Source organism: Buttiauxella sp. A111, from assembly GCF_014189855.1.
Lineage (GTDB): Bacteria > Pseudomonadota > Gammaproteobacteria > Enterobacterales > Enterobacteriaceae > Buttiauxella > Buttiauxella selenatireducens.
Window position 1 is genome coordinate 75,631 of sequence record NZ_BJFN01000001.1, and the last position, 21,423, is coordinate 97,053.

Genomic DNA, 21,423 nt, shown 5'->3' on the forward strand with positions numbered 1-21,423 from the left:
ATTTTTAATGATGAATGGAGCGCTTTATGGAATTACGCCACCTGCGATACTTCTTAGCGGTCGCTGAAGAAGGGCACTTTGGTCGGGCTGCCGAGCGCCTGAATATTGTTCAACCCGCATTGAGTATGCAGATAAAAGCGCTGGAAACGGAGCTTGGTGGCCCTTTGTTTATCCGCACCAGTCGCCGTGTCGAACTTACTGAGGCTGGATTACTTTTGCAGGTTGAGGCAAAACGCACGCTGGATAACGTTGAGCACGCGCGTCTGGTTGTAGAGCGTTCAATGCGTGGAGAAACAGGACGGGTGCGGGTAGGGTTTGCAGGAAATGCGGTGTTCAGCGGAATATTGATGAAAGATATGCGTTCATTTCATCATGCCTATCCTGATGCCGAATTGCTCTGTCAGGAAATGGCTCCGCATCTGCAAAGTGAGGCTATTCTGAGTGGAACGCTGGATGTGGGTTATATGCCTGATTACCAGCCAGAGCATAATTCTGCGCTTGTCTATGAATCAGTGGGTGAATGGGAAAGAGTCGTGGTGATGTGTAGCGATCATCCGCTAGTGGCTGAAAATAAGCTAACAATTGATATGCTGGCGCATGAACCATTGATTCTCTACTCAGTCGATGATGTCGAGTCGCACTTAGTCGCCGGACTGCATAACTTGCTGGGTAATAAATTACATATTGCTTATCGAATTTCCAGCACGCTGAGTGTTCTCGCCATGGCTGGTGCAGGACTGGGAATAGCACTGGTTCCCGCGCCGTTAGTTCAGGTGGCTATCCCTGGAATTGTCTATCGGGTTTTAGATGCGCCAGAGTTGTCAGCGAATTTAATGATGGTCAGCCGTATAAATGAGAGCAGTGGCGCAGTACTGGCTTATCTTGGTCAGGTTCGTAAATATAAAATGTGAAATATATAAATAAGTAATGGTATTTCCAGGGTGATACAGTGTTTTCGTTATTCTTCACTTCACTTCACTTCACATTCATTAAATTACACTATTTCAATAGCAACAATAAATAATGTTATTATATAAAATATATATGTCCGCAAACTTTGTGTAATTATGTACATGGGAACATTCCTATTCGCATGTTGTGTAAAGATATATTTCCAGATATAAAGCACGTCTTATTATAAATTCGTGAGTCTTATGGAAATGAATAAAGTCTTTAGGGTTATATGGAGTATTGCAAATCAATGTTGGATGGTTGTTTCAGAACTGGCGACCTCGCAAAAAAAACAAAAAAGCAGTGTGAATAATACGAAACTCGGATCGTTATCCGTAGGTGTTTTTGCGATGTTATTCGGTAGTGCCGGATATGCTGCTAACTATAACTCAACCATTACGGGTGATTTTACCTTCCCAGCCGGTGAAACCAGCACGATAACGACAACAGCTGATCGCACACCGGGTATCGATGCTGATTTTGGCGAAACCATCGCTTCTGATGATGATCTGGTAATAAAGACTTCCGGGTCCGGCAGTAATGGTATCAATGGTTATTATGCTACGAATGTGAATCTTAAGAACGTCAATATTACGACCACGGGTGATTCCTCTTTCGGTATCATAAGCTACGAAAACTTCACCAGTACAGGCCTGGTCACGATTAATTCGACGAATGGGATCGGAGGCATCAGGGCCGGTTCTGATGCGAAACTTCATTTCGCTGATGTGGATATCACAAATACGGGAGTTAACTATACCGCGCTAAATGCTTATAGCAGTGACAGTGTGATTTCCGTCACCGGAACAACGACGATTCACATTGTTGATGGCAGCGCCGTCAATGGTGTTGCTACGCAAAGGGACACAGCCACCGTCAATCTGAATGATGTCAATATAACAGGCACAGGGGATACTACCCGCGGTATTGCCGCATTCCCTGGCACGATTAATATTACCGGTAAGACCGTTATCCGGATGGATAAACAGTATGACTTTTCCAGTTATAACACTGGGGTTATGGCTCTTCTTGGTGGTGCGGTACATCTCTCCGACGCAGATATTGTTATTGCAGGTGACGGTCACTCCCACGGATTGAATGCCGATAGTTCTGGTTCTTCTATTTCCAGCAACGGCCTCACCAGGGTGAATATAACCGGCGAGAATAACTCAGGGTTATTCGCCGAGGATGGTGGTGTTATTAACCAAGTTAATACTGATGTGACGGTGGCTGGAGATAATTCCGCAGGCCTGCTTGCTACCGGCGTCGGAAGTAAGATTACCAGCACCGGGGCGACGGCAGTTCAAACGACAGGCAACAATGCCTATGGTTTGCAGGCAACTAACGGCGGTACCCTTCACGCGGGGACCAGCACTACGGTGAACACTGCAGGCGCTGGCGCCACTGGTATTTACGCGAATGGTACAGGGTCTGTTATCGATCTGACGGCTGCGACGACGGTAACGACCACGGGCGATGGCGCACATGGCATGCGACAGGATGGAACAGCCAATATAAACAGCAATGGCGGCAGCATTACGACCTCTGGGGCGGGTTCCCATGGCTTCACCGCAACCGGCGGCGCGACCAGGATCTTTGATGGCTCTGCGGGCAATATTCTGCCGTCAATTACCGTCACGGGCGCAGGGTCAGCCATGCTCGATGCGAATGGAGCCGGTAGCCAAATTACGCTGAACAACCAGACGCTTGATATCCATGGTGCAGCTTCTGCGAATACCTGGGGCATCAAGTCTGAAGCTGGTGGTCTGGTCACCGTCAATGGCGGCGGCACCGGCGGCACCGGGTTGTGGGCAACGGGTGCGGGCAGCAGCATTGTTTTGTCTGGTGCTAATGCAGCCGGTTCGCGCATTCTTCTCGATACAGGTGCGGTTCTGAAGACGGACGCGGCAGGAGTGATTCTTAGATCACTTGAGGGCGATACTTCCAGCGCGGTCAATTCCAGCAGCGCAGGCGGCCAGCTCACTCTGGGGAGTAATAATCAGACGGGTAACGGCAGTCTTGTTGATGAAGCCCGTTTCGCAGGTGCATTGAACAATATCGGCCAGCTTACGAAAGCAGGATCCCTGACGCAAATTCTGAGCGGCGCTAACAATACGGTCGACAGTGTTAATGTTACTGGCGGAACTCTGAAGTTCGAACAGGCAGGCGCGTTTACCACATCGGGGAACTACACGACTCAGGCGGGAGCCACGACCAGCATTGGGCAAGCAAATTCAACATTGGTCGTTGGAAGCGCATTCACCCAGGCTGCGGGTTCGAACCTGAATATCACCCTCGGCACGTCACCTGAAATTCAGGCGGATACAGCAAGCCTTGGGGGGCAACTTGTCATCAATGGTTTTGTCGATGGCCCGGCACCAGTCAAGGCCAGCGACGTGACTAAAAATACCTATACCGTGCTCCATACAGCGAATGGTATTACAGGTGATTTCGCGAATAACCCACTGTCATCGGCCGGAATTGAGTATTTGTTGCATGACGGGCATGTCTCAACGAACGGTAAGGATTATAACCTTGGCTTCCGCATGGCGTGGACTGAAGGTCTTCAGACGAAGGGGACGGGGTCCTTTACTGTCGCAGATGGAACCGGATTTAATGTTGATACCGTGCTTGCTGACCAGGGCGGTTCTTTTGACAGCGGCTGGGACGGTAAAAGTCTGACCAAGGCTGGTAACGGTTTGTTGGTATTGTCGGCCGTGAATACCTATACCGGCAAGAGCACCATCAATGGCGGCACATTGCGTACCGACGTGGCTGACAGCATTGCCAGCAGCAGTGACGTGACCATTAATGGTGGCGTGCTCGACCTGAATGGTCATGACCAAAAGCTCAACAAGCTGGCTGGCACAGGAGGTGAGGTCCGTCTGAATGGCGCCACGATGACAGCAAACAATGCCACTATTGCAGATAACTCCACCTTCGCCGGTGATATTGTCGATGGCTCCGGTAAAAGTAATTTAACTAAGAGCGGCGATGGTTCACTGACCCTGACGGGTAACACCGGATGGACTGGTGACACTCATCTCGATGGTGGTGAACTGGTGTTGGATGGCACTAAAGGTGGCGCTCAGTTGGTCAGCAACATCGTCGCAAAAGACAATACCACGCTCTCGTTACACAACGGTGCCAGCCTGACCGGTTCGATCGATCCCACTGACATTAATATTGATAAATTTAGTCGCTGGAATATGACCGCCGATTCGCTGGTTGATGACGTTAACCTCGCCGGTACGCTCAATTTTGTTGCCCCGACTTCGTCACCGATGGTGGCAGGGAAAACGCTGACGGCCACAAACTGGAGTGGGCAAAACGGCACGGTGATTATGAATACCGTTTTGAATGATGATACGACCATCTCCGATAAGATTGTGGTTAATGGCAATACCAGCGGCAACACGTTTATCAAAGTGAATAACCTTGGCGGCAAAGGCGCGCAGACTGTTGAAGGAATTCGTCTGGTCGAGGTTAAGGGACTCTCGGAGGGGACCTTCACGAAGTCAGGCCGTATTGTCGCAGGCGTTTATGACTACGATATTGTGAAAACAGGGGCTGACTGGTCGTTGGCCAGCCATTACTTAGTACGTCCGGAATCTGCGAGCTATACCTCCAACCTGGCGGCAGCTAATACGATGTTTATCACCCGACTGCACGATCGTCAGGGGGAAACCCAGTATATCGATGCGCTAACAGGTGAAAAGAAAGTCACCAGCCTGTGGCTGAGGCAGGTAGGAGGGCACAATCGCTGGAAGGACAGCACGGGTCAGCTTGATACGCAGGGTAACCGCTATGTCACGCAACTCGGCGGAGATGTGGCGCAGTGGAGTCCCGATGGTTTGCAGCGCTGGCATCTTGGCGTAATGGCAGGTTACGGCAGTAATGACAGCAATTCTCGCTCAAGTGCCACCGGCTACCATTCTGAGGGTTCGGTAAGTGGCTACAGCACCGGGCTGTACGTGACCTGGCATGAAAATGACGAGACGAAACAGGGCGCATATCTGGATAGCTGGGCGCAATATGGCTGGTTTAATAATGATGTCAAAGGCCAGGATATCCAGGGCGAATCGTATGACTCAAGCGGCATCAACGCGTCGCTTGAGCTGGGATATACGCACAAACTGGGTGAATATAGCGGCAGCCAGGGTTCCGTCAATGAATGGTTTATTCAACCGCAGGCCCAGGCAATCTGGATGGGAGTGACCGCAGATGACCATCAGGAAAGTAACGGGACGAAGGTGAGCGCTTTGGGAGAAGATAATATCCAGACGCGTCTGGGGATTCGCACTTACCTCAAAGGCCACAGCAAAATGGATGCAGGCAAAAATCGCAGCTTCCAACCCTTTGTGGAAGCGAACTGGATCCACAATACCCATGATTTCGGAACGCGCATGGATGGTATAAATATTTCCCAGGCGGGCGCTCGTAATATTGGGGAATTGAAAACCGGTGTTGAAGGTCAATTGAACACGCATCTGAACGTATGGGGAAATGTGGGCGTGCAGATTGGCGATAAAGGATACAGCGATACGTCAGCCATGATTGGGGCGAAGTATAGTTTCTAACTGATCCCAGTTATGTAACACGTCGCTGATAGTCTCACTGGTTATTAATGAATAAAAGGGTACATGTTAAACATGTACCCTTTAGTGAAAACCCAGCATGAAATTATATTAGCCAGTTAACTCAATTACTTAATGATTTCGTTATCCTTCAGACTGTTATAAGGGATGCTTGCCTCGCCATCATAAATTGACACGTTTTCATCTGAATGTTCTATGGGTGATAACGGTTTAATTTTATTGGAATTAAAACCAGCCAGCCACTCAAAGATTGCCATGAAATTATTTGCGCTCAGGTAGTTATAATATGTATTGTGTGTGAGTATATCGCTGGCAATGATAAAGAAGGGGACATTATAGTTTTGTTTTGATTCTCTACCATGCAGAACTGAGCGAGAATCCTTACCAAACAGGATATACTGAACATCCTGACCTAATATTAAATGACGAGACGTTTGCCTGACAGTCAAGCCATGGTCCGAAAAATACACAAGAGAGTAACTCTCTCCTTTATTCTTCAGGATTGACACTGCGCGCTCGATAAAACTATCTAGTTTTTGAATGCTTGCCAGATAACAGTTTATTTCTTTATTATTTTTAACATTGAAATTGATCGGGAAACCATTCAGCCGTTCACACGAATCAGGATGAGAACCTATCATGTGAATAAAAATCACTTTTTGATCGTGCTCATTATCTACAATTTGTTGTAGACCATCCAACAGCTGCATATCATCGGCATTGTTTGAATCAAAATCCCCTTTTTTTAAGAAGGTTTTATGCTGTGCATACTCTGCAATAACGGTTGATAGCGTATCATATTCACCAATATAACCCTGATTGGAAAGCCAGAAGGTATTGAAATCTGCTTTATTAGCCAGGGCGACTATATTGTTTTTAATATCAGTTTGATCACCATTAGTCATGGCCATTGTTCTTGGCAGTGAAAGATAGGTATCAGGGGCCGCAGAGATATAATTTGCGAAGAAATAACCAGGTGCATTTTTTAACCATGGGGTGGTGTCATGCTGATAACCATACAATGACATGTAATCTCTACCAGCACTTTCACCTATCACAACAACAATGTTCTGATATTTTTTCTTAATGTCAGAGGTAGTGAAATCATCAGGGATGTTTTTCTGCGATTCAAGAGACTTCAATTCCGTCGTATACTGGTTTGAGTAACCAATAGTCGAAACCAGCATTCTGGCCGGAATTGATTTTACATTTACAATGCAAAATAAAAGAAGATAAATAAGACTATATTTTTGACTAAATCCTTTACCTTTAATAACATATAAAATCAAAAAGAAGATGCTTATAGAAAATATCAGCAAAGCATTAGAGCTCACGCTCTTTATGAATTCAGTCATTTCACCTTTATTCGTTTGAAACGCAGAAGCAATATAACCAAAGCTAATCTGCCCAAAATCATGTCCTATAGGGATGTATAAGCAAATAATAAAAAAAGAAATTATCGTCAGATAGAAAGCAATTTTGTTTTTTCTTGCAATACATAGCGATATAAATGTCAACACCATGTTTAAGGGTTTTTCATACCCGGTATTTAGTGGGATAAGTATCGATAAAATTAACGCTGGAATAACCCATGCTAAGTTATCCTTTAATATAATAAACATATCTTTTCTGCTATATAGCCATGACGGTTTATACATTTTTATTATCTACTTATTCTAAGATACATCGTTGTTGGTGACCGCCATCACCCACATGCAGAAATTGCTGACCATGGGTGCGGATGTACTGTTTATTGATCCAAATGTTAGTGTCAATTGGATGTACTGCTGTGGCTATTTTTCTGTTTTATGATCCATGTCAATATAATTCATGCAAATTCAGGGGAGGGGGCCACTTTATTAGTAACCATGTTTGTTCGCATAATGGCCCACAACCTTGTTGTGCAATTCGGTGGATTCTGCGCGTTAAAGTAGAATTTATGGAACATCTGTTCGGAGTATACAGATGTTCCCTTACGGCATCACAGCAACCATTATTGTTCTTTTATTTAAAGGAGATAAAAATGGACAAGCTGTTTACACCATTCAAAGCTGGAGACACCACACTGCGAAACCGTGTCGTGATGGCACCAATGACACGTTCACGAGCAACGGTAGGTGATACTGCTGACGAACTGACAGCAAAATACTACCAACAGCGTGCATCGGCAGGAGTGATTATCACGGAAGGGGCTCAGATATCCATGCAGGGGCAGGGTTATCTCTTTACTCCCGGAATTTATAACGAGGAGCAGGTTAAAGGTTGGGAGCTGACGACTAAAGCAGTACACGACGCTGGCGGGAAAATTTACATCCAGCTCTGGCATGTTGGCCGTATTTCTCATCACAGTCTGCAAATTGATGGACAGTCACCTGTCAGTTCAGTTGCGGTGAAAGCTAATAATTCAACCTGCTATGCCCGTAATGAAGCAGGCCAGCTTGGCCCCGTGCCGGTCTCTGAACCACGCGCATTGTCAGTCGCTGAGATCAAGGACATCGTTCGCGATTACGTCCAGGCTGCAGAAAATGCCATGCGGGCAGGTTTTGATGGCGTCGAAATACACGCCGCTAATGGATACCTCCTTGAGCAGTTTATCAATGGAGGGTTAAATACCCGCCAGGACGAATACGGCGGTGCAGATCCTGAAAATCGTCTTCGCTTTGTGCTTGAAGTGACTGATGCCGTCTCACAGGCGATTGGTGCAGGTAAAACGGGTATTCGTCTGGCACCGTTTGGACGCTTGTTTGATATGCATGCCTTTGAAGGTGAAGAAGAAACCTGGATACTACTGGCAAATAAACTCAGTCAACGCTCTCTTTCCTATGTTCATCTGAGTGACCAGCAAACACTTGGCGAACAGGCAATTCCTGCCGGGTTTATTGAGAAATTTCGCGCCGCATATGACGGCTCGTTGATTATTGCCGGTGGGTTTGACAAGCAACGCGCCGAGGAATATCTACAGCAAGGAAAGGCCGATCTGATCGGCTTTGGTCGCCCTTATATTGCGAACCCTGACCTTGCAGAACGTTTGGCAAATGACTGGCCACTGAATGAGGTTAACCGGGCGACAATGTATGGCGGGGATGAAAAAGGGTATACAGACTATCCGTTCTGGTCCGATACCCAACAAAACCTGGCGTAATTAATCGAGCAAGCCGTCTTCTGCTGCCTTAACTAGCGTATCCACAACATAGCGTATTTTAGGCAGCAATTGACGGCTTTTCGGCCACAGCGCACTGATAGGCATTTCACCCCCGGAGTGCCCAGGAAGAACCTCCTTCAACTCACCACTCTCAATGTGTTTACCGACCAGCCACACGGGTAATTGTGACAACCCGCACCCCGCCAGCGTAGCAGCAAGCATAGCGTCACCATCACCAAATTCATGTGTCGGAGGTGGCGTAAAGCGGCTGATTTTGTCATCACTCTCCTTCAGCAACCAGGAAATAGGCTGATTACGGCGAAATCCGACAACACACTGATGCTGGCTCAACTCATTCTGACTGACGGGTTCTCCATGAGACAGTAGGTAATTGGGTGATGCACAGATAACCAGTTTTTGTGTTGTCAGTCTTCTGGCGACCAGACCGCTGCTGTCTGCCAGTTCCCCAATGCGGATGACAAGGTCAATTCCTTCTTCGATAAGATCAACAAGACGTTCACTGAATGTGACTGTCAGTGCCAGCTCCGGGTAACGTTGGGTAATATCGAGAAGGATGGGCAATATGCGCTGTCGTCCGAAGGCCGCAGGTAAATCAACCCTGAGTCTCCCGGAAGGCTGACAGATATGAGACGTCAGTTCCGCTTCAGCCTTTTCCAGGATATCTATCGCACACTGGCAACTGGCGAGAAATTTCTCGCCATCCGGCGTCAGGCTAAGCCGTCGTGTCGAACGCTGAAAAAGTTTCAGCCCGAGACGCTCCTCAAGGCGTCCGACACTTTTCCCGACTGCGGATTTAGTCAGTCCAAGTTTTTCGGCAGCAGAAGTGAAACTTCCCTGCTGAGCTGTCGTAACAAAAGCAGTGATACCGCCAAGATGATCTGTTCTTCTCATAATTTTCCGTCAGACGCCTCAGTCCCGCGTGGCATGCCGAATGGTCAGATAGCCATAAGATAACCCAAATCAGCACTCTTATTGTTGAATCTATGTCCGCATTGTAGCGAACTAAACGCGGTTTATCGTGGATAAAAAAACAATCATAGTTATTTCCTCATTAACAGCTTCACCATTTTTAACTCAACGGAGAACATGATGGCGTCAGTTAAAGGTTTCAAACACGTGGGATTTCTTACCCGTAAAAAAGGCCAAAGCTTTGAAGATTTCGTTAAACACTGGGAGGAAGTTCACACTGCGATCACTCTCAAACTCCCCGGGTTGAGAGGTTATGTGCTCAATCCAATTGACCGTGAAAAATACCCTGATTCACCGGTCGATGGTTTCTCTGAACTGTGGTTTGATTCGATAGAAGATGCAATTGCGGCTTTTGATTCACCTGTCGGTAAGGAAGCATACGAAGACGTGCCCAATTTCGTTGAGCGCGCTGCCATAACTTATATTACTGAAATTCGAAAACTGTAACTTTTCCTTCGCGGGTTTATGAGAAGCCATTATAGGTGGAGTAGGGAAGTGACCGGCCAAAGAGATTAAGCTGGTTTGAAAAGAGCATGAGAGAGTATTAACGAAAACAAACACGATAAGGGTAAATACCATTATCGTGCCATTTTCTGATGAACATTTTAGCGGATTAGACGTGGTGATTTAATCTTGCCGTTATTGAGCTGTAATCAGTTTTCATATTACGCTCAGTTGCTTCTGGGTAATCAGGATCATTCAGGGCAACTGAACTGGAGCCTAAATTAGTGTACATATTTGCACATTACGCAAATCTGGAGGACTGTGATGTCGGATAAACAGAGTCATGACTGGCTGTCGTACAATGTCGTTGATAAAGCAGATGCAGATTTTCTGGCAGAACGGCCAGTGATTATTGAGGAAAGAAGAACGATGCGTACAGTCGAAAAAATTGAGTATGAACTGGAACGTGCACGCCGTGAGCGTAATGCCTGGAAAACCAGTCGTGGTGGCTTGTCGGCCTATGAGATGGCTAAAGTGATGGTATCAGCGCCGGAGAAGGAACTTTCAGAAGCCATCAGCAACCAGGGCAATGAGGCTGATTAATCACTGGATTCTGTCTTATCTTACGTTGGTGCGCATAATGTATATTATGTTAAATAGATTGCCACGATACACAACTTCATGTTCCATAGCCACTTCTATAGTGAAACCGGCACCAGTAATTCATTGTCAGTTGTCCTTCACCGGGACTCATTCTGAGAATCAGTTAAAACAGATGAAGGAGATAACTTATGCTCCACAACGTGCCCGATTTGCACCGTAAGATGCGGGGTCTGAAGCCCAACCGTGCGAAACTGTACGCTAAGTGTGTTTTTTAAGCAGATTAGTCGAGTAAAGAAAACGAGGGTTTTGTTTACTCTTTTCGTTGATGCCAGTGGTCATGCGGTTTTCAGTACTTCCTGAGTTAATAAACTCGGTAATCAAATCAACGTAAACCTGATCGACAACACGATGACTTTATAAACTTAAAATCATATGATTACGTCCTTAGCGTACATTTTCGGCCCATTGGGCTTCAAATCCCTAAATTAGACGGAGCTCTAAGCTAACGATTCCGGGACCTGAATCACAGGCGTCAGTGGCTGACGCTTACGATTGATCGCGGTGCTGTTCGAAATAGTTTCTCGCCTTATCGTCCGCGTCTTTAAAAGCGGCAGGCGTTAAATTCTGCTTTGCGCTCTCCATAGAGGTCTGCGCATCAGAATTTCCATTGGCGACGGCCACCGCACTCCAGATATAGGCTTGTGCATAATCCTGCTTCCCCCCTTTCCCTTCCAGGAACATGCTTCCCAGCAGACCCTGAGCCTTTGCATTTCCCTTCCTGGCGGCTTTATCAAACCATTCATTGGCTTTTTTATCGTCCTGGGCGACACCTTTACCTTCTAAGTACATCATCCCAAGATCCGTCTGAGAGCCAGTGTCTCCCTGCTCAGCGGCCTTGCTAAACCACTCCAGCGCTTTCTTATTGTCCTGAGCGGTTCCCTCTCCCTTTAAGTACATTGAGCCGAGCATGCCCTGCGCCAGCATATCGCCCTGGGGAGCGGCCTGGTTAAACAACGTAAACGCTTTCTGGTAATTCTGAGCAACACCGACGCCCTCGCCAATGTAATACATAACACCCAGCATGCTCTGACCCAGTGCATCACCGTGACTGGCGGCTTGCGTCAACAGCTCACGCGCTTTTTTATGATCCATACCGACGCCATCACCCTCAAAGTACTTTCTGCCGAGTAATGCCTGCGCCTTAGCATCTCCCTGCCCAGCCGCTTTACCCAATGCCTTGACGGTGTTGTAACCCTCTAACAGCGCTTTATTGCTTTCAAGAAAATGCTTCGCATCGGGATTTCCTTGTTCTACCGCCCGGTGAAGCCACTCTATCGCAAGATAGTTTCCCCGTCCGGCCGCCTGACTAAGCCACTCAACCGCTTTCTTGTTTCCCTGTTCAGCGTCTTTGTTGAACCACTCAATGATCTTGCCGTCATACCACCGAGCCCCCTCGCCATCGAAGTACATCAGGGCGAGGAAATAGCGTGCATCGGCATTTCCCTGTTCCGCTGCCTGGGTCAGCCATTCAACGGCTTGCTTGTCGTTCCGCTGTACGCCCTGACCTTCAAAGTACATGATACCAAGGTAGTACTGTGCATCAACCTTCCCTTGCTCAGCCGCTTTGCTAAACCACTCGGCCGCTTTCTTGTCATCCTTCTGCTCCCCCTTTCCCTCGTAATACATGAGCGCAAGAAGGTGCTGCGCATCCGCGTTTCCCTGCTCCGCAGATTTGATTAACCACTCGCGCCCTTTGCTGAGGTCCTCCGGCACCTCTTTTCCCTTTAAATAAACGGCCGCAAGAACAAACTGAGCCTCCGCATCCCCCGCCTCTGCACCTTGCTGTAAAACAGTCATAGGCTCCTTTTTCCACTCTTTTGCGTGTCCCTGCGATGCGCCTGCGCCCCATAATAAGCCGATGAAAGTTAAGGCAAAGAGAGGTCGAATGTTCATATAACGTAATCCTTGTTAAGAAAAATGCACATAATGGAGATGGCACACTAACAATCCAACCCGTTTGACCAACGGTTGTGATCTGTATCAGAACTATGAGTCGTTGACTTGATAAAACGTAAGCGTCGTCTCAATACCGTCTGGTTCTGAAACCACGATCCTGTAACTTAAGCCCCCACTTATTTTTGTAGTGCGCGCCAAAGAAAGACGTCCCCGAAAACGATATTCCCCTGAGTTTAAAATGGAACTGGTCAGGCTGGTACTTGAAAAAGAAGGAAGTGTTGATGCGCTGGCCCGACAACATGACGTTAATGACAACCTGCTCTTTAAATGGATAAGGCTCTGGCAACATGAAGGGCGGGTCTGCCATCGACGCTGACGGAAGAAGCCCTGAAATGTATCGGTGGGCTGTACGCTATCTCGTTTGCTACCAGGTATAGCCGACCCCGGCAATGACATATAACTCGCCGTTATGCTGAACGATAGGACTGTCAGCAATACTTTTGTCGTACAGTTCATAGTTGGCGGCAAAAAGACCCATCCAGTGTGGGCTGAAACGATAACTGGTGACCACCGCCGCCATCGGTGAAAACGTGGTTCCGGTGTCCCAGGCCTGGCGCTGTGGAGTCGCTTCCGCTGACGAGACGCCACCGAAGTAGTAATTCGCCATTTTATCGCTGCGGATCATCATCCCCATGCCCGGCATCACTAGCAGATTGCCTTTGATAATCGGAAAATCAGCCCACAACAGCAGCTCTTGTCCGTTGCTGCGACCGGTGATATCCGTGGCAAAACGTGCGCTCAACAATGCGTAAGGCGTAATGATCGTACCACCGACCCCGGCTTCCAACTCCCCTTTTCTCTTATGCATCCCATGCAGCGAATCAGCGTCACTCGGATCGAGATTCCCGAAGCGATAGCGTCCGTAACCATACAGCGCCACGTTATCATCCAGATGAAAATAGTAGCGAGCGCGGTCGCCCAGATACATCAGTTGGTCGCCAAAATAGAGGCCGCCAGGAATCAGGTAAGTACTGTTATCCTGCCCCTGGTAACGAGCCTGCCCGCCCAGCCCCGCAGCACCGACAACAAGGCCTTTTGGTACCGGACTTTGCGGGTTATCTCTTGCCAGAATATCTAAAGAGCCGAGATCCATGTCGGCGCAGACTGATGTACTGAACAACAAAAATGCGATCATCGCAGCCACGGCATTGCGGTTTACTGTCATTATTTTCCCTGAATACAACCAGTTAGCATGAAACTTTATCGACCGACATAGGTAAAGGTTCGATCGATATCAATTGAGTTGATGATTCTACCTCATAAACACAATAAAGAGATCGAAGTCCCCTTTGGATTGAGCCGTTGCAAGTAACTCATTGATCTAGCATCAGTGGCATCCGGATAATTGCAATTGATGAATGTTCCTAATAAGCCCTAGCGGATTACCCCATCTAATCGAATAAATCACTTTGCATTATGCTTCTCCTGAACAACAGTTGAAGGATAACGTCATGCAAACAGTAAAACTGAACAACGGTATTGAAATGCCCCTTCTGGGCTTTGGTGTGTTTCAAATGACGGATGCTGCCGAATGCGAACGTGCTGTAATTGATGCCATCGAAACGGGTTATCGCCTGATTGATACCGCTGCGTCCTACCAGAATGAAACTCAGGTCGGGAACGCACTGAAACGCAGCGGCATCTCACGTAACGAACTCTTTGTAACGACTAAATTGTGGCTGCAGGATACAAATTACGACGGCGCTAAAGCGCAGTTCGAACGTTCCCTGAACCGGCTTCAACTGGACTATGTTGACCTGTACCTGATTCACCAGCCGTATGGCGATGTCCATGGTGCCTGGCGCGCAATGGAAGAACTTCAGCGCGCAGGAAAAATCCGCGCCATTGGCGTAAGCAACTTCCACCCTGACCGACTTGCCGATCTTATCGCTTTCAACAACGTTACCCCTGCCGTAAACCAGATTGAAGTAAACCCCTTCAACCAGCAGCTACACGCCGTTCCGTGGATGCAAAGCCGTGGCATTCAGCCTGAAGCCTGGGCGCCTTTTGCTGAAGGCAAAAATGGTCTGTTCCAGCACCCCGTATTAACAGCGATGGGTGAGAAATACGGCAAAAGCGTGGGTCAGGTTGTCCTGCGTTGGATCTTTCAGCGCGGCATCGTTTCGCTGGCAAAATCAGTTCGCAAAGAGCGAATGGCTGAGAATATCAACATCCTTGATTTTGAACTCAGTACTGAAGATATGCTGCAGATTACCGCCCTTGATACTGCAACCAGTGCATTCTTCTCCCATCGTGACCCGGCGATGGTGGAATGGCTGACTGGCCGCAAACTCGACGTTTAAGTCACGACAAAAGAGGTATTCAGTAAATGCAAAAACGTTATCTGGGTAAGTCCGGACTTGAAGTGTCGGCTCTTGGACTCGGTTGTATGGGGCTCAGTCACGGCTACGGCCCTGCGACAGATACCCGTCAGGCTGTCGAACTCATTCGTGCAGCGGTTGAACGTGGCGTCACTTTCTTTGACACTGCCGAAGTGTATGGCCCGTATGTCAATGAAGAAGTTGTCGGCGAAGCCTTAAAACCGTTTCGCGAGCGCGTGGTCATTGCCACCAAATTTGGTTTTACCTTCGGTGATGACAACAAACAGCAAATTTTAAACAGCCGGCCGGAGCACATTCGTGAAGCCGTAGAGGGATCGTTACGTCGTCTCAAAACTGACGTTATTGACCTGCTCTATCAGCATCGCGTTGACCCTGACGTCCCTATTGAGGATGTAGCCGGGACGGTGAAAGATTTGATTGCAGAAGGTAAGGTCAAACATTTTGGTCTTTCTGAGGCGGGTGCGCAGACCATTCGTCGTGCGCATGCCGTACAACCGGTGACTGCTCTACAAAGCGAATACTCAATGTGGTGGCGCGAACCTGAACAGGAGATCCTGCCGCTACTCGAAGAACTGGGTATCGGTTTCGTGCCATTCAGCCCTTTAGGTAAAGGTTTCCTGACTGGAGCTATTAAGGCGGAAACCACATTTGGTGAGGATGATTTCCGTAGCAAAGTGCCGCGTTTTGCCGCACAAGCGATTGAAGCCAATGAAAAGCTGATCTTATTGCTGGGTGAACTGGCAGCCGAAAAAGGTGTGACATCTGCGCAAATTGCGCTTGCATGGTTGCTGGCACAAAAGCCGTGGATTACTCCCATCCCTGGCACCACCAAACTGCACCGGCTGGCAGAAAACCTGGGAGCAGTTGAAATCATTCTTTCTCAGGATGATTTACGTAAGATCACGCAGGCGCTTGATACGGTAAAAATTGTCGGCGACCGTTACTCAAAGGAGCATCAGGCTCGTGTAGGCCGTTAAGTCTCAAACTGGTCTGCAGTTCAATGCAGGCCAGTTATTCCGAGTATCGCAAGGCATCTATCATCAACGCAAAAGCAGGCGGATGCTGTTTGCGACTAGGGTAGTAAAGGTAGTATCCGGGGAAAGACGGGCACCAGTCTTGCAGAACCTGAATAAGTTCTCCTGATTCTACATAATCCTGAACCCTATCTTCAGGTACGCAGGCAATGCCAAACCCGGATAAAACAGCATCTATCCTTTGCTCCAGGAGATTTAACGTCAGTTGCCCCTCAACTCTGACACGCAATGGCTTCCCTTCCCTCTCGAATTCCCAATGATACAGACCACCGGCAGTTGGTAAGCGCATATTGATGCACCGATGATTTTGTAGCTCGTGCGGCGTTTCAGGAGCTGGGTTGGCGGCGAAATAGGCTGGTGAGCCGACCACGGCCATCCGCATATCTGGGCCGATCCTCACGGCGATCATGTCCTTATCAACACTTTCACCAAGGCGAATCCCGGCATCAAAACGCCCTTCGACAATATCGACAAAACCATTATCAACCACCAGTTCGACATTGATTTCCGGGTATTCCCTGAGGAAAGGTTTTAGCTTCGGCCACACCAGACTACGCGCGGCATGTTCCCCTGCAGATAAACGTATATTGCCTGAAGTTGTCCCATTCAGTTGAACAAGCGACTCCAGCTCCTGCTCAAGATCGGCAATTCGGGGCTCGAGACAGGCAATAATTCTTTCGCCAGCTTCCGTTGGCGCAACGCTACGGGTAGTCCGGGTCAAAAGACGGAGGTTTAAGCGTTCTTCGAGCGCCTTAATCGCATGGCTAAGTGCTGATTGCGAAACGCCAAGCTTACCGGCTGCTTTGGTAAAACTACGCTCTCGTGCAACCACAAGAAAAATTTGTAGTTCATTGAAGTTTTCTTTGAGCATGAGTTATCTCCTTATTGAAGCATTCTCCCTCGAAGATAACTCCTGAAGGATGCGTGCGCTACGTGAATTCTGAACATTTGGCAGACCATCACCCTGTCAAAATTCACGTAGCATCACGATTTTCAGCGCGTGATTTTACCGGGTTACTGACCCAACGCCACGATCTCTTCATATAACGTCAGGGGTAATTCCACACCAAACTGCTCACTGTGCTGACGCGCCTTAAAACGCCGTTCACCAGGTATGCGGGCTCCTTGCGCGGCCATATCGTTGAATAGCACTTCCGCTTTGGCTAAATACGCCTCTTTATCAGCACCCAGAAAACGCTCAGGATCCATCGCAATAATCAGCTCTCCGCCATAAGGCGAAGAACCTGTCTGTTGGTCGTATGCCAACGATTCTTTGCTGGTCATATCTCCAATCAATGGCCCGGCGATCAGTTCCACCATCGCAGCCAGTGCTGATCCTTTATGTCCACCAAACGTTAACATTGCACCTTGCAGTACGCTGGCGGCATCGGTCGACGGATTTCCATGGCTATCTATCCCCCAACCTTCTGGCAGCGGCTTATTCGCACGGCGATGAAGTTCAATCTCGCCCCGCGCGGCAGCACTGGTCGCCATATCAAACACAAACGGAGGTTTCCCCTGACGCGGCCATCCAAAAGCTATTGGATTGGTGCCAAATAAGGGTTGGGTTCCTCCAGCGGGTGTGACCCAGGCATGGCTTGGGGTGCAGGCCAGCGCAACCAACCCCTGTTCGGTAAGCGGTTCGATATCCGCCCACAGCGCGGAAAAATGAACGCAATGATTGATTGCCAGCGCGGCAATGCCACAGTGACGGACTTTGGCGACAAATTCAGGCAGCGCCGCCTGATAAGCCAATAGCGAGAACGCGCCATGCGCATCAACACGCAACACTGCCGGGGCGCTATCGATGAGGGTCGATTCAGCATCTGACGCCACCTTGCCAGCTTGCAGCGAACGAACGCAACCCAACACACGATACAAACCATGAGAATGGCAGCCATCGCGCTCTCCGGCGGTGACATTTTTTGCCACCGCATCGGCATGTCTGGCACTGAAACCATTGCGATACAAAGCTTGATACGCCAGCTGCCAGGCTTCTTGCAGCGTAAGGTTGACGGTATTTTTCACAGCCATTTCTTCCTTTAGCATCACTCTTCCTCATCTCCGACAAAATTGGCCTGAGGCAAACAGGTGTAAGCTCCCCAGTAATAAATTAGCAGCGCGATGCTGGCCACCAACAGGGTATCCCACGGGTGGCCAATCGCGTTGATGCCACCAAAACTGCCCAGATACGAAGCCACGATAATCAATGCGTAGAAAGCAATCAGCCACAGTGACGACCAGACTTGCTGCTTCAGGCTGACAGTGTGAGTCGGCACTTTGTTTTTAAACAGAATATAGACAAAGAACATCACAATTTGCAGGCCAAGCAACCATGAGACGGTGTTCCAGCCAGACCAGTAAACGATCAATGCCGAGATGATGAACGACACCGGCCCTAATACACTAAAACCCCTGACAAAGAACGGTCGCGGCATGTCCGGTGCGTTGCGGCGTAATCCGGCGGCGGTAACCGGAGCAATGGCGTAGCTCAGAACCAGCGCGGCAGAAACCACCCCAATTAGCTTTTCCCAGGATGGGAACGGCAATGTCCAGAAGATAGAAAGTCCAAATGTTAACCACAGCGCCGGACGCGGAATGCCCGACTCGCCATCAACACGGGTAAAAATTTTGAAGAACGTCCCTGCCCGCGCCCACCCGTACACGACGCGTGGCGTAGCATTCATATAGATATTGCCGGTGCCACTTGGCGAAATAATGGCATCGCTCACCACCAGGAAGGCCAACCATCCCATCCCCAGTGTTACGGCAATATCACGGTACGGCAGCGAGAAGTGTTGACTGATGTTCTGCCAGCCACCGCTCAGCAATTCGGAAGGAATGCTGCCGAGGAAGGCCAGTTGCAACAGCACATAGATAATGGTGGAAAGCACCACTGACAAAATCAGGGCTATCGGGATGGTACGCTGCGGGTTTTGTACTTCACTGGCGACCGAGATAATGGGCGTTAACCCCAGATAGGCGAAGATAATCCCACCGGCAGAAATAGCCGCTTCCACTCCGGCTGAACCAAAGGGAGCAAACCCCTGGCTGTGCAAGTTTTCAGGTTTGAAGAACGTGAACAGCACCACGATAACCAACACCGGCACAATGAACTTTAGAATGCTTATCAGGTTATTGGATTTAGCGAAGGTTTTGACACTGTAGTAATTCAGCGTAAAGAAAATACACAGCAAGATGAATTGCACCACCCAACCTATCAGGGTGGGCTCGCCTGAGCCCGGCTTGCTAAGTGCCGGGAACCAGGCCGCTGCATATTGCCGTGCAGCGACGATTTCTATCGAGATCAGGCTGGAAAATGCAATCAGTGTGATAAACCCCAACAGGTATCCCATCAATTCCCCGTGGGAAAACACCGGATAACGAATGATGCCTCCGGCGCGAGGAAGTGCGGCTCCCAGTTCGCAATAAACAATGCCGAGCAATAGCACCGCGACCCCGCCGATCAACCACGAATAGATCCCGGCAGGCCCCGCGATAGACGCCACATGGCTTGCGGCGAATAACCATCCGGAACCAAAAATTGCGCCAAGGCCGATAAACGTCAAATCGGTAAGTGTCAGCTGCTTTTTAAATTTGCCCTGTGTTGTCATATGGTTAGCTTTCCAGTTTTTTAATGAGTGGCAGGCGAATGCAGGGCTGCGCGAGTGTATTCACCGTTAACTAAGCGCAGCAGGTTCAGCGGGTTGCTGTCCTGTAGTGCTGGAGGTAACAGTGCGGCGGGATAGTTTTGCAGGCAGACGGGACGCAAAAACCGCTCGATGGCCAGGGTTCCGACCGAAGTACCACGCGAATCGCTGGTTGCCGGATAAGGCCCGCCGTGCACCATCGCCTCGCAAACTTCCACACCTGTTGGGTAGCCGTTAAACAGCACTCGCCCCGCTTTACGGGTGAGTAACTGCGCCAATGCACTTGCTTCGCCAAGGTCTTCCTCATCGGCTAATAGCGTGGCGGTCAACTGCCCTTGCAAGTTTTCCAACGCAGCAAGCAACTGCTGCTGGTCTGCGACTTCCACGACAATCGCCACTGGGCCAAAGACTTCTTGCTGCAAAAGGGGATCGGCATTGAGCAATAATTGGCAATCGGCCTGATAGAGCTGGGCGACCGCCAGGTGAGCGTGCTCTGCTCTGCTTCCGGCCAGATGATGCAGCTGTGGATGTTGATCCCATCCCTGCAAGCCGCTGAGATAATGATCCCGGGTTCCGGCATTCAGCATGGTCTGCGGCGGGCTGGCATTAACTCGCTTTTGCAAATCGGCGATCAACTGGGTGAAGGCCGCGCTACGCTTACCGATAATGAGACCCGGCTTGGTGCAGAACTGGCCGCAGCCGAGTGTGAAAGAAGAAACCAATTCCTGGGCAATCTTTTCGCCACGCTGAGCCAGCGCCTGCGGCATGACAACGACCGGGTTGATGCTCGACATTTCGGCAAACACGGGGATCGGTTGTGGACGTTGCATAGCTAAATCAAATAATGCCCGGCCCCCTTGCAATGAACCGGTAAATCCCACGGCCTGAATCGCCGGATGTTGCACCAAATCGGCACCGATGCTGCCGCCGAATACCATATTGAAGACACCCGCTGGCATCTGCTGTTTTTGCACGGCACGCTCAATGGCCAGCGCGGTTAATTCAGCGGTGATCATATGGCCGCTATGAGCCTTAAATACCACCGGACAACCGGCGGCTAACGCGGCTGCGGTATCCCCACCGGCGGTGGAAAACGCCAGAGGAAAGTTGCTGGCGCCAAACACGGCTACAGGACCGATAGCGGTGCGATACTGCCGTAAATCAGGTCTTGGCAGCGGCGTACGATCGGGCAATGCGCTATCAATCTTTGCCCCGTGCACACGGCCACTGCGTAACAATTCGGCGAATAAACGCATCTGCCCGCTTGTTCTTCCTCGTTCACCGGTCAGACGTGGGAGAGGCAGTGCCGTCTCCTGTGTGGCAAAAGCAAAAAAGTCGTCCCCCAACGCATCCAGTTCATCAGCGATTGCGGCAAGAAAATCTGCTCGCTGCTCGGCACTGGTTTGCGAATAGACGTTGAATGCACGGGCCGCAGCCTGCGCGGCGGCATCAACTTCTGTAAGGCTTGCTTGATAGAAACGGTAGCCTGTTGGCTGTTGATTATCGGCCCGTAGGCTGATGAGTTCGGCGTCACCGCTGGCTATGCGCTGCCCGCCAATAAACTGTTTGCCACTCAGGGCGTTAGTGCTGTGTGTCGACATCGGTTTCCCCTGTTCGATTGCCCGATAAAGCCCGGTAAAATGCCGGGCCGTT

General features: G+C 49.3%; 16 protein-coding genes. 8 read left to right on the top strand and 8 right to left on the bottom strand.

The genetic code is table 11. The features are described 5' to 3' along the window. Window positions 1-26 precede the first annotated feature (26 nt). Window positions 27-911, top strand: coding sequence for a LysR substrate-binding domain-containing protein (locus BSPA111_RS00295; protein ID WP_183269231.1), 885 nt, complete (start codon window positions 27-29; stop codon window positions 909-911). Between the two features lie 249 nt (window positions 912-1,160). Then, the gene (locus BSPA111_RS00300) at window positions 1,161-5,531 is read left to right on the top strand and encodes an autotransporter outer membrane beta-barrel domain-containing protein (protein ID WP_183269232.1); all 4,371 of its coding nucleotides are present in this window, start codon (window positions 1,161-1,163) and stop codon (window positions 5,529-5,531) included. Window positions 5,532-5,656: 125 nt separating this feature from the next. On the opposite strand, the gene BSPA111_RS00305 is transcribed toward BSPA111_RS00300, so the two are convergent. Then, window positions 5,657-7,171, bottom strand: coding sequence for a phosphoethanolamine transferase (locus tag BSPA111_RS00305; protein WP_183269233.1), 1,515 nt, complete (start codon window positions 7,169-7,171; stop codon window positions 5,657-5,659). Window positions 7,172-7,572: 401 nt separating this feature from the next. Between BSPA111_RS00305 and BSPA111_RS00310 the strand changes: the two genes are divergently transcribed. After that, window positions 7,573-8,691 (top strand): alkene reductase, encoded by a 1,119-nt coding sequence (locus tag BSPA111_RS00310; protein ID WP_183269234.1) that lies wholly within the window; start codon window positions 7,573-7,575, stop codon window positions 8,689-8,691. Here BSPA111_RS00310 and BSPA111_RS00315 read toward each other — a convergent pair whose 3' ends face one another. After that, window positions 8,692-9,603 carry a LysR family transcriptional regulator gene (locus tag BSPA111_RS00315; protein ID WP_183269235.1) on the bottom strand — a complete coding sequence of 304 codons (912 nt, stop codon included), beginning with the start codon at window positions 9,601-9,603 and terminating at the stop codon, window positions 8,692-8,694. 198 nt (window positions 9,604-9,801) lie between these two features. Between BSPA111_RS00315 and BSPA111_RS00320 the strand changes: the two genes are divergently transcribed. Continuing rightward, entirely contained in the window at window positions 9,802-10,128 is a 327-nt protein-coding gene (locus BSPA111_RS00320; protein ID WP_183270248.1) for an EthD family reductase, read from the top strand. A gap of 321 nt (window positions 10,129-10,449) precedes the next feature. Next, entirely contained in the window at window positions 10,450-10,728 is a 279-nt protein-coding gene (locus BSPA111_RS00325) for a hypothetical protein (protein ID WP_183269236.1), read from the top strand. Window positions 10,729-11,274: 546 nt separating this feature from the next. Here BSPA111_RS00325 and BSPA111_RS00330 read toward each other — a convergent pair. Beyond that, window positions 11,275-12,585 (bottom strand): tetratricopeptide repeat protein, encoded by a 1,311-nt coding sequence (locus BSPA111_RS00330; protein ID WP_183269237.1) that lies wholly within the window; start codon window positions 12,583-12,585, stop codon window positions 11,275-11,277. 337 nt (window positions 12,586-12,922) lie between these two features. Here BSPA111_RS00330 and BSPA111_RS22775 point away from each other — a divergent pair, with 337 nt between their 5' ends. After that, on the top strand, window positions 12,923-13,060 hold the full coding sequence (locus BSPA111_RS22775) for a transposase (protein WP_183269238.1): 138 nt from the start codon (window positions 12,923-12,925) through the stop codon (window positions 13,058-13,060). A 48-nt stretch (window positions 13,061-13,108) separates the two neighbouring features. Here BSPA111_RS22775 and BSPA111_RS00340 read toward each other — a convergent pair whose 3' ends face one another. Beyond that, window positions 13,109-13,909, bottom strand: a complete 801-nt coding sequence (locus tag BSPA111_RS00340) for a MipA/OmpV family protein (RefSeq protein WP_183269239.1) — start codon at window positions 13,907-13,909, stop codon at window positions 13,109-13,111. 286 nt (window positions 13,910-14,195) lie between these two features. Here BSPA111_RS00340 and BSPA111_RS00345 point away from each other — a divergent pair, with 286 nt between their 5' ends. Together BSPA111_RS00345 and BSPA111_RS00350 are read left to right on the top strand one after the other, a co-directional pair. After that, window positions 14,196-15,047 carry an aldo/keto reductase gene (locus tag BSPA111_RS00345; protein ID WP_183269240.1) on the top strand — a complete coding sequence of 284 codons (852 nt, stop codon included), beginning with the start codon at window positions 14,196-14,198 and terminating at the stop codon, window positions 15,045-15,047. 26 nt (window positions 15,048-15,073) lie between these two features. Continuing rightward, window positions 15,074-16,063, top strand: coding sequence for an aldo/keto reductase (locus BSPA111_RS00350; protein WP_183269241.1), 990 nt, complete (start codon window positions 15,074-15,076; stop codon window positions 16,061-16,063). A 34-nt stretch (window positions 16,064-16,097) separates the two neighbouring features. Here the strand turns inward: BSPA111_RS00350 and BSPA111_RS00355 are convergent, their stop codons facing one another. From BSPA111_RS00355 to BSPA111_RS00370, 4 genes are all read right to left on the bottom strand, one after another. After that, a complete protein-coding gene (locus tag BSPA111_RS00355; protein WP_183269242.1) occupies window positions 16,098-16,991 on the bottom strand; it encodes a LysR family transcriptional regulator in 894 nt (297 codons plus the stop codon). A 143-nt stretch (window positions 16,992-17,134) separates the two neighbouring features. Then, window positions 17,135-18,169, bottom strand: coding sequence for an Ldh family oxidoreductase (locus BSPA111_RS00360; RefSeq protein WP_255459190.1), 1,035 nt, complete (start codon window positions 18,167-18,169; stop codon window positions 17,135-17,137). Continuing rightward, window positions 18,169-19,734, bottom strand: a complete 1,566-nt coding sequence (locus tag BSPA111_RS00365; protein WP_183269243.1) for an APC family permease — start codon at window positions 19,732-19,734, stop codon at window positions 18,169-18,171. Before BSPA111_RS00365 ends, BSPA111_RS00360 begins: the two co-directional genes overlap by 1 nt. Before the next feature lie 20 nt (window positions 19,735-19,754). Beyond that, on the bottom strand, window positions 19,755-21,371 hold the full coding sequence (locus tag BSPA111_RS00370) for an aldehyde dehydrogenase (NADP(+)) (RefSeq protein ID WP_183269244.1): 1,617 nt from the start codon (window positions 21,369-21,371) through the stop codon (window positions 19,755-19,757). Between the last annotated feature and the right edge of the window lie 52 nt (window positions 21,372-21,423).